This window comes from Labilithrix luteola, from assembly GCF_001263205.1.
GTDB lineage: Bacteria > Myxococcota_A > Polyangia > Polyangiales > Polyangiaceae > Labilithrix > Labilithrix luteola.
Window position 1 is genome coordinate 2,157,085 of the sequence record NZ_CP012333.1, and the last position, 14,648, is coordinate 2,171,732.

Genomic DNA, 14,648 nt, shown 5'->3' on the forward strand with positions numbered 1-14,648 from the left:
CGACGAACCGTTGGCAGCACCCTCGACCTCGCACACGATCGCCACTGCACTCGCGGTAGGCGTTCGAGAGGTGATGCTTCGCTACTTCGCGGCGTACTCGAGGCCCTGCGCCAGCTCGCGCGTTGCCATTGCGGCGCGCAATCAAATCAATACGCCGCCCCCGCATTTCGAAGTTTGATTAAGGCTTCTTTCGATGAAGATTCTCTAACAGCGAGACTCCATGCGAGTCGCCGAGGAGCTCGAGTCGTGGCGTGGGTTGCTCTGACGTACCCGTTCCGAGCCGCGGCCAGGGCGACGAGGGTGCGAGGTCCACGCAGCATCGAGTCGTGAAGACGTGCCGCAGTCGCGTCGCGCGACCGCATCGTGCTCTGAATCGAAAACTCGAAAAGAACGTCGACTCGAGTCGTGCGGCTCGCGACCACGTCATCGCGTAATCGAACGAATTGGCCCCATCTTGCGCGCGAGATAGCGGAACGTATGCTCGCCGAGCGGATCGAATTCCGACCTTGGGGGGCCTGATGAGACGCTCGCATTCCTCGAAGAATCGTCCGATGTTGCTCGAGCGAAGGGAATTCCTCAAGGGGACCCTCGCAGGCTCGGTGCTCGCCATGCTCCCGGGGTGCTCGGGGAGCGACGATGACTCGTCCGGCAATGGCCCCCAGCAGCCGACCGGGAACGCGCCCAACGATCGTCGATTGGTGGCTCCGGCGTGGCTGATCGGTGCGCGCGTCGCGGGAATGGAGATCTCGCCCGGCCAAGAGCTCTGGGAAATCCAAGACGGCCTCGACAAGCTCGCCGACGAGCGCGTGAGCGTAGTAGAGCTCGACGGCGACCTGTCTCGTTACATGACGGACGCGGAGTTCCAGGAGCAGGTTGCCTTCTTCGACCTGGCCGCGAAGGAGGCAAAGAACCGAGGGATGCGCTCGGTCGGCTACTACCCCACGCTCGAAGTCCTGACGCCCGACGCCGACAAGGGCGCTCGCACGATGCGCCTCGACCACCCCGATTGGGTGCAGGTGGGGATCGACGGCAAAGAGAACTACTTCATCGGCGGCGGCGGGCGCGTGTTTTGGGTCGATCCCGGCGAGGAGAGCGCGTGGATGTGCCCGTCGAGCGGTTACGTCGACTACTTCACCAGCCGCGTCGCCGTCCTCGCGAAGACCGCGCTCGATGGGCTCTGGGGTGACGTGCCTTTGCTCTCGGACATCGGCGCCGTGTTTCCATGCATCAACGCAACCTGCGCAGCCCGCTTCCAGAATGACACCGGTCTCCCTCTCCCCACGGTCCTGAACTGGGACGACCCCGTCTTTCGTCGATGGGTGAAGTGGCGTCACGAGCTCATTTCGTCGTTCGAGCAAGAGATCCTCCGCGTGGCGAAGAGCGTGCGGAACGACTTCGAGGTGATCATCGAAACCGTGACCATGGACTACAACGCCGGCACGAGTCAGGGCCTCGACGGTGCGGCTATGGACGACGGTGGTGTCTATCGCTGCTGGGAGGTCGACGCCGTCAGCGACGAATCGGCCATGCACGACGCGACGGCGAACGACTGGATTTCGATGGCCGTAATGATGCGTCACGGAAAGGGCGCCACCGCGCCTCGCCCTTCGTGGATCTTCTCCTATGGGCTCGACGCGCCTGACGCCGAATACGTGATGGCTCTGGCCATCGTCACGGGGAATTCTCCGTACGAAACGAAGATTCCGCTGATGTGCACGAGCGTGGGCCACGACTATCGAAAACGCATGTATTCGTGGATCGAGCGAAATGTCGACGTCTACAATGCGCGTTTCGCAAACGACGCCGCCATCATCTTCTCGTCAGCAAGTCGCGACTTCCTCGATCGAAACACGGGCGTCGGCCTCTACGCCTCGCTCAATTCGAAAGACCAATTCTGGTGGTCGACGACTGGAATGGACCTGGTCACCGCGCTCGACTTCATGGGTGATTACCGTGGAACGTGCAAAGCACTCATCCACTCGCACGTCCCCTACGACGTCGTCACGACTCCGCACGTGACCCCGGACATACTGAGCCGGTATCGCTTCGTCGCGGTTCCCAGCGCCGTGTCGCTCTCGGACGACGTGCTCTCGGCACTGGATGGCTTCGCCAAGAACGGCGGAACGGTGCTCTTCTCGGGCCTCGACACGGGCATCTACGACGAGCACGGTGCACCGTTCAGCACGACCCGATTGGCGGACACGTTCGGTCTCACGCCCGTCCAGGACGATTGGACGAGCGTGCCCCGTGAAAAAGGGAAGATCGTGGTGGCCGGTTTCCGCGCCGGGGGCCAGTACTTCGCGAAAGACGACCCGAACATCCTGTCACGCTACGGCCAGGCGGCGGGCGATGCGGGTGCCGTCATCCGAACCAACGCGCCGCCTCCCGTCGTGATGGACGTCCGGCGTTCGTTGAACGGGAGCACCTATCTGCTCTGCGCGAACCTCCAAGGTCTCGGCGTGGGCGGCGTGGGCTCGTTCGCGCCGGTCGATGCCACGTTCGACGTCACCCTGCCGGACATGGGAAAAACACCGACGAAGGTGACGCTCTCCGATCCCTCCGCCGATCGCGACATTCCGTTCAACCACACCGACGGCGCCGTGACGTTCACCGTCACGATGCACGCGCTCATGCTCGCGACCATCTCGTTCGCGTGAGCCTCGAGAGTGTCGAAAAATGAAACACTCGCGAGCGCACGGGCGATTGCCCGTGTCACCCCAATGAGTGACACATGTTGCATCGTCGAGTCGACGCTTGCAGCATGGGGCCATGCGTAGCGGGGGACGACGGGCTTGGGCGTTTGGGCGTTCGACGACACTCGGAGGATTCGACTACCGCCGGTGGCTTCGTCCGCTCTCGGTCGTCTCGTTCGGGTGTCTGCTCGTCGTTGGTTGCGAGGAGAGCACGGAGACGACGCAACCGAGCTTCACGCAGAACGACGCGGGCACCTTCACACCCGACGCCGGAGCAAACGCGCCGAAGACGGATGCTGCAGTCGATGCGGGCAATGACTCGACCACGCCACCGCCGGCCAGCACGGGCGGGTGCCGTGTGACGGGCGAGAGCTTCCGCGAGACGAGCACACGGAGCTACAACTTCACCGTCGGGATAACCTATGACCCGACGGGGGTCATCTCGAAGTGGGTCCGCTACGACTCGATGGGCTTCGAGAACTACGTCGTCGAAGTCACCTCGCCCGACACCCTGCAAGGGTCGAGTACCTACGGCACCACCCGGACGAAGTTCGGTGTACCGCTCTTCGCGAAGACTGCCGCATTCCCCTCCGGCTCGACGGGGGACAGCGAACCAGGCAAAGCGACCGAGAAGATCGACTACTGGGTGCGGAAGTACGAATACGACAGCAAGAATCGCGTCGTCAAATGGACCGAGGCCACGCCGAGTATTCCCACCGCCAGTACCCGAGCCTACGAGCTGACGTACGACGACAACGATAACGTCCGCACGGTCCACCCCTATTTGATTCAGGGTGGTAATCCCCAGCCCTCGCCCGTCTATACGGTCACCGGCTACGACGACAAGCACGCGCCGCGCTCGGCAACACCGTACTTCGTCCATCTCGATCCGAGCTGGGGCGACATGATCGAGACCATCGTCTCGCTCAGTCGCAACAACCCATTGGGCTACCAGAGCGACGCATTCGTACCGGAGACGCTCACGCTGACGTACCAGTACAACGCCGAGGGATATCCCACCGAGCGTTCGGGAACACTCACGGGGCCTCCGAATGGCTCGACGATTCGAACGCACGTCCGCACGTTCACCTACGAGTGCAACTGACGGACGCCCGGCGCCGCCGTGATAGCCGCGATCAACGCGATCGTGCCCCACGCTTGCGTGTAACGGCGGCCTTGCCCGCGACGAATTCACGAACGGTGTCGGCGAAGGCGCGAAGCTTCGGCTGGTGCTGCGCGCCGGCAGGGAAATACAGGAAGCATCCGGGGCTCGTCGTCGAGCACGCATCGAGCGTCGTCTGCAATGTGCCGTCGGCCAGCTCGTTCGCGACGCTGATGTCTGCGGTGTAGAGAAGTCCAAGGCCCTGACGGGCGAGCTCGAGACCGAGCATGCCGTCGTTCACCGTGAAGGGGCCAGGCACGTCGACGGCGCAAGGTCGCCCCTCGTCTTGGAGCTCCCAGCGATAGAGGATTTTCGTACCGGGGCTCCGATAACGAATCGTCGAGTGTCCGAGCAGATCGCGCGGTGCGCCTGGATGGCCGAACTCGGCGAAGTAGCTCGGCGCGCCGACGACACACCACCGAATCTCCGGAGAGAGCCGGATCGCGACCATGTCCTTCGCAATCGAATCACCAATTCGGATTCCGGCATCGCATCCGGATTCCTGCAAGTCGACCAGTGCGTCCTCGACTGAAATCTCGACCGAGACGTCGGGATAGAGGTCGTGGAACCGCCGAAGAACGGGCGTCACGAAGAGTGGAACCGCGAGGCGTGGCACGGACAAGCGCAGGTGCCCCGTGGGACCTTTGCGGGCGGCTCCGATGGCCGCGAGCGCGTCGTCGATGGCGGCGGCGGCCGGAGCAACTTTGGCGAGCAGCGCCTGCCCTTCTTCGGTCATCGCCACGCTTCGCGTGGTTCGGACGAAGAGTGGATGACCAACGCGCTGCTCCAGGGCGCGGATGGTCTGACTGACCGCGCCCGGGGTCACACCGAGCTCTTTGGCTGCCGCGCGAAAGCTTCGCCGGTGCGCCACGGTCAGGAACGCAGTGAGGCCCTCGAATCGCTCGTCGCTACGCATTCATCGACCGTATAGCGCGGCTAAACAGCCCGTTGTGCGGACGATCGCTAGTGCGACCGCACGAGGCGTCGCAATGTCCACGTCATGACCGACACCATTCTCGTCACTGGAGCCAGCGGACGGCTCGGCCGCGCCGTCGTTCGCCATCTCGTCGACACCTACGAAATCGAGCCCACGCGTGTCATCGCCACCACGCGTGATCCAGCGAAACTCTCGGACATGACCGCACGCGGCATCCAAGTACGCGCCGCAAGCTTCGACGATCCGAGTGGCCTCGACCGCGCGTTCGCGGGGGCAACCAAGGTCCTCGTCATCTCGACGGACGAGCTCGACCTGGAGGGAGGCAAGCGGCTGAGGCAGCACGTGGCTGCGGTCGCGGCAGCCAAGCGGGCCGGAGCGTCGTACGTCTCGTACACGTCGATGATCCGCCCCGAACCGGGCTCGCCGGTTCTCTTCGCGAACGATCACTTCGGCACCGAGCAGGCCATTCGCGCGAGCGGCCTCGCGTTCACGATCTTTCGCGCGAACTCGTATCACGAGAACTTGTTCCTCTCCCTTCCCGCGGTCTTCGCAACGGGCCGTTGGTACACCTCGGCGGGCGAAGGACGGGTAGCCTATGCCGGGCGCGACGACATGGCGGCCGCGATCGCCGCTTGCCTCGCCTCGCCGATCACCGAGAGTACGACGCTCGACCTGACGGGCCCCGTCGCGTACAGCAACGCGGAGGTCGCACGCATGGTGACGGCGGTGACCGGACGCTCCATCGAGATCGTTCCGCTCTCGGATGCGGCGCTGACCGACGCACTGAAGAGCAACGGCGTCCCCGAGCCCTTCGCACGTCTCCTCGCATCGGTCGACGCCAATACCCGCATGGGCAACTCCGACGTCGAGAGCGACGTTCTCGAGAGGCTCCTACGACGCAAGCCGACGTCGCTCGAACGATTCATCCAAGCAAACGAGCACGGCTGGGCTCTTTGAGCCCGCCCCGAACGTCACTGCATGTCGTGCATGACGAGATCGCAGATGCGCGACACTGACCACGGGGAGCATTCGCGTTCGAGGTCGTTGGCTGCGCTCGTGCCGGGGACGACGGCTTGGGTCGTCGGCTCGCGCAGCCCTTCTTCGAACACGGTGGTGAGCTGGGCGGCGAGGGCGACACTCTCGATCGCCATGTCGAGCTCGGCGCAGAACGTCGGTGAGTAGTAATCGAGATTCGAGCTACCGAAGACCACGCGGCGTCGGTCGCCGATGACGAGCTTCGTGTGGAGCGTCGCGGAGGGCGCGGTGCGACGGAAGACTTGCACACCGGCCCCGGCGAGCGCGCGTGCCGAGGTCGCGAGGCGCCAGTTCATGAAGGGCAAATCGTTGCTCGCTCCGCTGTTCGAAAAGGCGCGCACGCGAACGCCACGCTCCACGGCCGCGCGAAGTGCATTTTCCAGCCAGGGGTGCGAGAGCAGGTAGGCGTGTTCGATGTCGATCGTCGACTGCGCGTCTTCGACGAGAGCGCCGACGGCATGAGCGAACGCGGCCCCCGCTTGGCCGGGCACGCCGGCCAGCACGCCAGGCTGACGAGGAGGCGTTTTCGTCGGATGCTCGAACGTGCCGTCGATGACCGACGAGAAAGACTCGGCGAACGGACCGCGCAGCGCGAGCTCGAGATCGCGCCAGCCCGGCTCGGCATAGTGATCGGCCACGTTACGACCGCCGATCACGAGCTCCTGGCGGTCGACGAAGAGAAACTTCCGATGCATCGACCACGCGTCGGAACCAAGCAAGGTCACTTCGCAGCCGGCCCGACGGAGCGATTCGAGGAGGGCGAGCGAGCCGCGCGCGGCGTTCGTGGCATAACCGAACGGGCCGTACTGCTTCTCCATGCTCGCGTGCGCGTCGACGCCGAGACGCACACACACGCCGCGTGCCGACGCCCGCATGAGCAAATCCGCAAAGCGCCCGCCCGTCGCGTCGTCGGCGAGGTAATAGAGGGCACAATCGATGCTGTGCTGCGCGCGTTCGACAGCGGCGCACTTGGCGAGGAACGCCTCGCGGTTGTCGGGAAAGAGCGTTCCCTGGTCGGTGTCTTCGAGCGACGCGAACGTCGACTCGGCACCGCTCCCATTCGAGCGGAGCGGACCTTTCGTCAGGCGGAGTAAGGCAGAGCGAATCCCGAGCGCCAAGGTACGGAGCGTCGTGTCGTCGGCGCTCTTCAAGAACGGCAATCCGCGATCGCGCACGAATGCGAGGAATCGCGATGCCGTCTGCGTGGCCAAGCCCGGTGGCGCATGCACGTCGAAGAGGGATTGTTCGTTGGCCACTTCTCGGAATTGTCTTCCGAGGCTCGAGAGCGACGCAACTCTCAACTCGGGGGTCAACGTCGTGACGGGACGAGGAGCACGCCGACCGAGAGCGGCATGAGCGCGGCCGTAAGGACCACGATGCCCACACGCACCGCGGCGACGCCAATGCCCGACGTCGACGGGACGATCGCACCCCAAAGCGAACCTCCGACAAGAACTCCGACGTTCGTGAGGAGTGAAATAGCTGCCTGATTGGCATCGGCGTCGTCAGCGGCTCCGTAGAGCGTCGCCAAGTAGCGGAGCGCTCCGCTGGACATCGCCGAGACGCCGGCGCCGAGGAGCAGCGCTCCCACCTCGAATGCGAGGAGGTTCGTGCCCAACCAAGCGGTCACGAGGTTGCCGAGGGCCATACCGAGGAGTCCTGCCGCGAGGAACGGCTTCGGCCCCCAACGATCGAGTCGCGCCGAGGCGAGGAGGTTCGTGCCGAGTCCGCCGAGCACGATCGGAATCAGAAGAGGCCCGCTCGCCGCGGCGCTGACACCGAGCTCTGCCATCCCGCAGGTGGGAAGGAGGACTACGCACGCCTGCCCGACGCCCGCGGCCAGCGCCAACGACGCCGAGGCGAGGCCGACACGCGACCGAAAGAGATCGCGCGGAAGGAGCGGCGCACGCACACTTCGGTCACGCCAGGCGAAGAGGGCGAGCGCGGGAACGGCGGCAAATCTCGCCATGGCGATTGCCCCTGCGCCGTCGACGTTCACCTGGTTGATGGCCAGCGCGAGCAGGGCCAGCGCGACGAACCAACCGGCGATGGTGGAAACCTCCGGCGGTGGTCGCTCGGCGTCGTCGTGCGACGAAGACGTGGTGGGCGCAACAGGCAATCGAGCGACGGCAATGCACGCCACCGACGCGAGCGCGCCCGTGAAGAGATAAGCGAGCCGGAACGACACGAGCAGGAACAGCGAGACGAACGCCATGCCCGCGAGAAAGCCTCCCGAATACGACAGCGAGAGAAGCCCGAGGCCCCTGCCCTTCTTGCCCGCCGGTGCCAGCGCGGAGAGATGCGCCGCGCCGAGAGGCATCACGGGTGAGCCGGCAACGCCCTGGACGAAGCGGGCGGCGAGCGTCAGCGGGTAGCTCGAAGAGAGTCCGACCACGAAGCTCGCGAGCGCGAACATCGCCAGCGACGCGGCGAGCACCGTCGTTCGACCTCGTCGCGTCGCGATGCGCGCCAGAAGGGGCGCCCCGAGAAGCGCGCCGAGCATGTAGATGGAAATGAACCACGACGCGCCGCGCGGCGGGGCATGCGTTGCCATCTCGAGCCCGGGAAGCAGGTGCCCCACCCCCGCGGTGTCGACCGCGAGTACGAAAGCAGCTCCATAGAGCGGCGCCAACGACGGCTGCGAGCGCATACGAACGTCGAACAATACACGGCGCCGACGCCGCTGAGGCGTTCGTCACTTGGCCTTGATGGCGAAGGGGTCCCGGTCCCCGGTCCCCTTGTCCCCTTGCTCGCCGAAACCAGCGACGAGATTGGGATGCAAGCTCTGGCAATCCTCGATCGCTTCCGCGCCGCTTGCGCCGGTGGCTCCTGTCGGGCATGCATCGGAGCGTGTTCGACAGCCACGCCCACCTTCAAGACGCACGCGTCACCGACCCCGCTTCGGTCTGGGCACGCGCGCGTGAAGCCGGCGTGCGGCGCGTGCTGCTCGCAGGCGTGGATGCCGACGATTGGGATCGGCAAGCCGCGCTCGCACACTTGCCGGGCATCTACCAGAGCGTGGGGATTCACCCGCAAGTAGCCGCCGTGCTCGGCGAAGCGGAGCGCGCCTCGCAGCTCGAGCGTCTAGAGCGTGCGCTCGTGCAGCGTTCGCCTGGGGTCGTCGCCATTGGCGAGATCGGCATGGACGGCGTGGGCGAACGGCGTTTGGCCTACGGCGCACAAGCGGAGCTCTTCGAGGCGCAGCTCCGTCTCGCGAAGGCTCACGACCTGCCGATCATCCTGCACGTGCTTCGCGCCCACGAAGAGGCGCTCAAGATCCTCGAGGCAGTGGGCGTGCCCGCGGCAGGTGGCGTGGTCCATAGCTATAGCGGCAGCCCCGAGCTCGTACCGCGGTACCTCGAGCACGGGCTCTACCTGTCGTTCTCGGGTTCGATCACGTGGCACGAAGGCGGCCGCGCGGCGCGTGCCGTGAAGGCCTGCCCGGTCGACCGGCTGCTCGTCGAAACCGACGCCCCCGATCAGACGCCCTTGGATCATCGTCCCGAGGCGAACGAACCAACGTTCCTCACCTCCGTGGTGCGGTCCGTCGCAACCATCGTGGGTGCCCCCGCCTCCGAGATTGCCGAGACGACCTACCGCAACGCATGCCGCGCCTTTCGTATCGAGGAGTCATGAGCCAAGCCGTACTCGACGACCGCACCGATCAGGTCGAGCGCCCCGAACGCGCGAACGTCGCCGAGCGTGCGCCCTTTCGGCTCCATCGTCGGTTCGATCGGCTCGGACGCCTCTATGGTGACACCGCCGTCGAACGCCTCGCGCGCGCCCACGTTCTGGTGATCGGGCTCGGTGGCGTGGGCTCGTTCGCGGTCGAGGCGCTCGCTCGAAGCGGAATCGGCCGCCTCACGCTGGTCGACTTCGATCGCGTATGCGTGACGAACACCAACCGCCAGCTCCAGGCGCTGTCGGTCAACGTGGCCAAGCGCAAAGCCGACGTTCTCGCCGAGCGCATTCGCCTCATCGATCCTCGGCTCGAGGTGACGCCCGTGCCGATGTTCTATGGCCCGGCCACGGCGAATCACATCTTGCGAAGCGACATCGATTTCGTCGTCGACGCGACGGACAACGTCAACGCGAAATGCCACCTTCTCTCGGAGTGCCGCGAGCGCGCACTTCGCGTGGTCACCACGCTCGGCTCGGCCGGACGCATCGATCCTCTCGCCGTCACGACCACCGACCTCGCCCAAACCAAGAATGACGGCCTCGCCCTCGCGGTGCGCCGCCTCCTGCGCCGCGAGCATGGCTTCCCGGCACGCGGCCCCTTCGGGATCCAAGCCGTGTGGTCACGCGAAGAAGCTCGTGACCCGATGCCTCTCGCCTACGACGGCGAGGAGGGCTTCCACTGCGTATGCCCGGGCGGCAAGAACGAGCACCACTCGTGCGAGGAGCGCTCCGTCGTGCGCGGCAGCGTGAGCTTCGTCACCGGCACGTTCGGACTCGTCGCGGCAAGCCACGTCGTGAACTCCATCACGAGTGGCGCCGTCCCGATCCCCTGACGGTCTCAGCGCGACTTGCGCTTGGGCGCCGTGCTCGGCTTGGCAGACTTGGCCTTCGGCTTGGAGGCCTTGCTCGACTCGGCGGGGGCTTTCTCTGCCTTCCGCTTGGCGCCCGTGCCGTTCGGGTGAATCGTCTCGCCCTTCTTGAGCATCGCCACGAAGCCTTCGATCTTCTTCTTCCGCCCGGCCTCGGTCTTCATGGACATCGTGCGGAACGTGAGCGCGAAGCGGTTCTGCGACGAGAGCGTCTCGTACATCGCCAGGGCCTTCGGCTCGGCGCGAATCGCCTCGAGTAGATCGGGCGGCGCCTCGTTGTTGGCGATCCTGTAGGCCTTCTGCCAGCGACCGTCTTCTTTGGCGGCCTCGACGTGTGCGAGCCCCGAGGGACGCATCTTCCCCGCCTCGGTCAGGCGCTTCACGTTGTCGATGTTGATCTGGCTCCAGACGCTCTTCTTTCCGCGCGGCGTGTAGCGCTGGAGGAAGCTTTTGTCGTCGAAGCCCTTTCGAATGCCGTCGATCCATCCCCAGCACAGCACCACGTCGATCGCCTCCTTGGGCGTAATCGACGCGAGGCCCGAGTTGACCTTGTGGATCTTGAGCCAGATCTCCGACTCCTTGTTCCAGTGCTTGCCGAGCCAGCTGTAGAAGCTCTGCTCGTCCTCGAACTCGAAGACCTTGCGGGGATCCACCACGACGGCTGCCATGCCGGTACTCTACGGCGTGCGCTCTCCGCCAGGAAGAGATCAGACAAGCCGGTCCTGCCGGTGACTGACGTTCGCCGGTCGATGGCTTGGCCTCAGCCTTGCTGAACGGTTGACGTCGAGGCGAAGGAAACATGGCATCCTTCGAGATGGGGAGAACGAACCATCATGAAGAGCGGCTATGTCGTTGGCTTCGTCGTTGCGGCCCTCCTTGGTTGCGGGAAGCCGATCGCGAGCATTCCGTTTTCGAGCGTGGGCACCACCGAGCAAACCGCCGTGGCGCTGCCGGCCGGAGCGACGGTGAGCCTCGCGGTCCACGCCGCCAAGCACTCGTACCAGGGATCGAACAACGTGATGCTCGATGCCGAACTCCTCGATCGAGGAACCGTCGTCGGAAGAATGACCTGCGAAGGCTTCGAGCTCGAAGGCATGGCGGGCAGCGGCTGCAGCACGACGCACTACAACTCGTCGTGCTCGATGACCGCCCCCGCGAGCGGCGCCGACGCCATTCGCGTTTCGACGCGGCTGGAGAGGCCAGGTTCGGCGACGTTCGAGGGCCTCGAAGTTCGCATCATGAAGTGAGCTTGCCGGCGGCGGAGCGACTCGGCGCGAGGACCACGGTTGCCGCGAAGGTGCCGCCGGCGCTCGTGAGCACCAGCGCGGGCGACCTCGATGAGCTCCGCTTCCTCTATCGTCTCCACGACCTCAAGCGATCAGCGGCTCGGGGCTTCAGCGTGCACCGCAAGATTTACCAAGTCCTGCCCGGCGCCCCTCGCCTATCGATGTTCCTCGAAGGAGAGCTGCATGTTCGATCATCTGGGCCTTGCGGTGAAAGAGTTGAAGGCCAGCGTTCGCTTCTACCAAGCAGTGCTGGCGCCACTGGGTTTCGTGCTCGACGGTTCGGGCACCGGATTCGGCCCGCCGAACGCACCGGCGTTGTGGCTGTACGAGACGACGAATGCACGAGGCACCGCGCACGTCGCGTTTCGCGCGGCGAATCGGAAGGCGGTCGAGCGTTTTCATCAGGAGGGACTGAAGGCAGGCGCACGCGACAACGGGAAGCCGGGGGTTCGCGCGGATTACAGTCCGAATTACTACGCGGCGTTCTTGATCGATCCGGACGGCAACAACGTGGAAGCCGTCTACCTCGGCGAGGAGGGCTGATCATGGCATCGATTCATCGTGAGGTTTTGATCGACGCTCCGCCGGAGCAGGTGTGGGACGCCGCGCGTGACATCGGGGCGCTCCATACGCGTCTCGTCCCTGGGTTCGTCGTCGCGACGCTTCTCGAAGAGGGCGCGCGGGTCGTGACGTTCGGAAACGGCATGGTGGTGCGCGAGCCCATCCTCGACGTGAGCGACGAACGACGTCGCATCGCCTGGGGTGCCGAAGGCACGCCGATGACGCACTACAGCGCCTCGTTCCAGGTCATCGCCGAGAACGGCCGTACGCGCGGCGTGTGGATCGCCGACCTCTTGCCCAACGCAATGGCACCGCAGGTGGCGGCGATGATGGAGGAGGGCCTCGCCGCCATGAAGAAGGCGATGGAGTCGAACCGAGGTAGCTGAAGCATTCGGGGGCTGATTCGTCGCGTGCCCTCGACGCGGAGCAATCGTTCGTGTCGATTGCTCCGCGTAGGGCCCGGACGTACCCTCGAATCGATGGAAGTGACCACGCTGCTCCAGCGAGAGCCGATATCGGTTTTCGACTATCGCTGCACGGCGGGCCCGTCCGCTGCGCCGTTCGTCGAAGGACACCAGACCTATTCGATCTCCTACGTGCGAACGGGAAGCTTCGGCTACCGCACGAAGGAAGGCTCGTTCGAGCTCGTCGCCGGTTCGGTCCTCGTGGGTCAGCCCGGCGACGAGTACACGTGCACGCACGATCACGTCACCGGAGACGAGTGCCTGTGCTTCCGACTCTCGACCGACCTCGTCGAGTCGATGGATGACCGCGCCAAAGCCTGGCGAAGCGGTGCGCTCCCGCCACTGTCGGAGCTCGTCGTGTTCGGCGAGCTCGCGCAGTCCGCCGTGGAAGGCCGGAGCGACATCGCCCTCGACGAAGTGGGAATGCTCTTCGCCGGCAGCTTCGTCGACGTCTCTTCAGGCCGAAAACCCGAGACCTCCAACGTTCGCACGCCGGATCGCCGACGCGCGGTGGATGCCGCGCTCTGGATGTCGGACCACTCCCACGAGCCGATTCACCTCGAGCACGTGGCCCGCGAGGCAGGTCTCTCGGCGTTTCACTTCTTGCGACTCTTCGCGCGCGTGCTCGGCGTGACTCCGCACCAGTTCCTCGTTCGCTCGCGCCTCCGCAACGCGGCGCGCCTGCTGACGGATCGCTCGCGGTCCATTACCGACATTGCCTATGAGGTCGGCTTCGGCGATCTCTCGAATTTCATCCGACTGTTCCAACGAGCGTCCGGCATGTCTCCAAGCAGCTTCCGCAAAGGCGCGCGAGGCGATCGCGAGATCCTCCAAGAGCGCCTGCGCCGCGCGCTCCCCAAGATGACGCGTTAGCCCGTCTTCTTCGCCGCGGCCTTCGCGTAGGCCTTGCGCGCTTCGAGCATCGCGGGGCGGTGCTCCATCGTCCACTGGTAGAGGGCGAACAAGGGCTTCGTGAGCGTGCGCCCCATCGGCGTGAGGGTGTACTCGACCCTCGGCGGGATGGTCGGGTGGACCGTGCGGGCCACGAGGCCGTCTTCCTCGAGGCCTTTGAGGGTGAGCGTGAGCATGCGCTGGGAGATCCCGTCGATGCTGCGTTGCAGCTCGGTGTAGCGCATGGTGCCCTCCGAGAGGGCGCCTACGACCATCACCGTCCACTTGTCGCCGATGCGCGAGAGCATCTCGACGACCACCTTGCAGTTCTCTTTCTCGTGCGCGGTGCGAACACGTTTGTGCGTGGCGTTCAAAAATGTGCCTCCTTGCGCAGTTTTGCCAGGGCACTACCGTAGCGCAACGAACAAATCGTTCGTAACTATCCAAACAGCAGGAGCCCTGCCCATGTCTCAGCTTCCCCGCATCGGCATCGTTCTCGGCTCGACGCGCGAGGGCCGATTCGCCGATCGCCCAGCCGAGTGGCTCATGAACCTCGCCAAGGCGCGAACCGACGCCACGTTCGAGCTCGTCGACCTCCGTGACTACCCGATGCCGTTCTTCGACGAACCGCGCTCACCGATGATCGTGCCGCCGAAGAACGAGGTCGCACTCCGCTGGGGAAGGAAGGTCGCCGAGCTCGACGCCTTCATTTTCGTCACCCCCGAGTACAACCACAGCATCAGCGCGGTGCTGAAGAACGCGCTCGATTACGCCTACAACGAGTTCAACCGAAAGCCGGCGACCTTCGTGGCCTACGGCAACACCGGCGGCGCGCGCGCCGTGGAGCAGTTGCGGCTCATCCTCGCCGAGCTCCAGGTGGCGTCGCTCAAGCACGCCGTGCACATCGGATATACCGAGTTCTTCGGGATGCTCATGCACGGAAAGACCTTCGCGGACTTCCCTCACCTCGAGCAATCCGCAGCGCGCATGTTCGACGATCTCATGTGGTGGACGCGAACGCTGCGCGCCGGCCGCGCGGCCTGAATTCGAAGTTCGCGTAACGGCGTCA

At 65.1% G+C, this 14,648-nt stretch carries 14 protein-coding genes and 1 pseudogene; 10 read left to right on the top strand and 5 right to left on the bottom strand.

The window, feature by feature from the left end; all coding sequences use genetic code 11:
• The first annotated feature begins 551 nt into the window (after positions 1-551).
• Positions 552-2,657, top strand: coding sequence for a beta-galactosidase trimerization domain-containing protein (locus tag AKJ09_RS09780; protein ID WP_205633661.1), 2,106 nt, complete (start codon positions 552-554; stop codon positions 2,655-2,657).
• A 112-nt stretch (positions 2,658-2,769) separates the two neighbouring features.
• Positions 2,770-3,798: a hypothetical protein gene (locus AKJ09_RS09785; protein WP_146646932.1), complete on the top strand. Its 1,029-nt coding sequence runs from the start codon at positions 2,770-2,772 to the stop codon at positions 3,796-3,798.
• Between the two features lie 31 nt (positions 3,799-3,829).
• Here AKJ09_RS09785 and AKJ09_RS09790 read toward each other — a convergent pair whose 3' ends face one another.
• The gene (locus tag AKJ09_RS09790) at positions 3,830-4,771 is read right to left on the bottom strand and encodes a LysR family transcriptional regulator (RefSeq protein ID WP_146646933.1); all 942 of its coding nucleotides are present in this window, start codon (positions 4,769-4,771) and stop codon (positions 3,830-3,832) included.
• 84 nt (positions 4,772-4,855) lie between these two features.
• Here AKJ09_RS09790 and AKJ09_RS09795 point away from each other — a divergent pair, with 84 nt between their 5' ends.
• Positions 4,856-5,749 (top strand): NmrA family NAD(P)-binding protein, encoded by an 894-nt coding sequence (locus AKJ09_RS09795; RefSeq protein WP_146646934.1) that lies wholly within the window; start codon positions 4,856-4,858, stop codon positions 5,747-5,749.
• Positions 5,750-5,763: 14 nt separating this feature from the next.
• Here the strand turns inward: AKJ09_RS09795 and AKJ09_RS09800 are convergent, their stop codons facing one another.
• Together AKJ09_RS09800 and AKJ09_RS09805 are read right to left on the bottom strand one after the other, a co-directional pair.
• A complete protein-coding gene (locus AKJ09_RS09800; RefSeq protein ID WP_169927411.1) occupies positions 5,764-7,083 on the bottom strand; it encodes a phospholipase D-like domain-containing protein in 1,320 nt (439 codons plus the stop codon).
• 53 nt (positions 7,084-7,136) lie between these two features.
• Positions 7,137-8,477, bottom strand: a complete 1,341-nt coding sequence (locus AKJ09_RS09805; protein WP_146646936.1) for an MFS transporter — start codon at positions 8,475-8,477, stop codon at positions 7,137-7,139.
• 188 nt (positions 8,478-8,665) lie between these two features.
• Here AKJ09_RS09805 and AKJ09_RS09810 point away from each other — a divergent pair, with 188 nt between their 5' ends.
• Both AKJ09_RS09810 and AKJ09_RS09815 read left to right on the top strand, forming a co-directional pair.
• On the top strand, positions 8,666-9,463 hold the full coding sequence (locus AKJ09_RS09810) for a TatD family hydrolase (RefSeq protein WP_146646937.1): 798 nt from the start codon (positions 8,666-8,668) through the stop codon (positions 9,461-9,463).
• Positions 9,460-10,341, top strand: a complete 882-nt coding sequence (locus AKJ09_RS09815; protein ID WP_146646938.1) for a tRNA threonylcarbamoyladenosine dehydratase — start codon at positions 9,460-9,462, stop codon at positions 10,339-10,341. The genes AKJ09_RS09810 and AKJ09_RS09815 overlap by 4 nt, the downstream gene beginning before the upstream one ends.
• Positions 10,342-10,457: 116 nt before the next feature.
• Here the strand turns inward: AKJ09_RS09815 and AKJ09_RS09820 are convergent.
• Positions 10,458-11,045 (bottom strand): annotated as a pseudogene (locus tag AKJ09_RS09820) (YdeI/OmpD-associated family protein); the annotation flags it as partial.
• Between the two features lie 165 nt (positions 11,046-11,210).
• Here AKJ09_RS09820 and AKJ09_RS09825 point away from each other — a divergent pair.
• The 4 genes from AKJ09_RS09825 to AKJ09_RS09840 all read left to right on the top strand — a co-directional run bounded on the left by AKJ09_RS09825 (position 11,211) and on the right by AKJ09_RS09840 (position 13,561).
• A complete protein-coding gene (locus AKJ09_RS09825) occupies positions 11,211-11,624 on the top strand; it encodes a hypothetical protein (protein WP_146646940.1) in 414 nt (137 codons plus the stop codon).
• Between the two features lie 222 nt (positions 11,625-11,846).
• Positions 11,847-12,206, top strand: coding sequence for a VOC family protein (locus AKJ09_RS09830; RefSeq protein WP_146646941.1), 360 nt, complete (start codon positions 11,847-11,849; stop codon positions 12,204-12,206).
• Between the two features lie 2 nt (positions 12,207-12,208).
• Positions 12,209-12,610 carry an SRPBCC family protein gene (locus AKJ09_RS09835; RefSeq protein ID WP_146646942.1) on the top strand — a complete coding sequence of 134 codons (402 nt, stop codon included), beginning with the start codon at positions 12,209-12,211 and terminating at the stop codon, positions 12,608-12,610.
• A 93-nt stretch (positions 12,611-12,703) separates the two neighbouring features.
• Positions 12,704-13,561 (top strand): helix-turn-helix transcriptional regulator, encoded by an 858-nt coding sequence (locus AKJ09_RS09840; protein WP_146646943.1) that lies wholly within the window; start codon positions 12,704-12,706, stop codon positions 13,559-13,561.
• Here the strand turns inward: AKJ09_RS09840 and AKJ09_RS09845 are convergent.
• The gene (locus tag AKJ09_RS09845) at positions 13,558-13,953 is read right to left on the bottom strand and encodes a winged helix-turn-helix transcriptional regulator (RefSeq protein WP_240488427.1); all 396 of its coding nucleotides are present in this window, start codon (positions 13,951-13,953) and stop codon (positions 13,558-13,560) included. The two genes, AKJ09_RS09840 and AKJ09_RS09845, sit on opposite strands and share 4 nt — an antisense overlap.
• Before the next feature lie 91 nt (positions 13,954-14,044).
• Between AKJ09_RS09845 and AKJ09_RS09850 the strand changes: the two genes are divergently transcribed.
• A complete protein-coding gene (locus AKJ09_RS09850; RefSeq protein WP_146646944.1) occupies positions 14,045-14,623 on the top strand; it encodes an NADPH-dependent FMN reductase in 579 nt (192 codons plus the stop codon).
• The last annotated feature ends 25 nt before the right edge of the window (positions 14,624-14,648 follow it).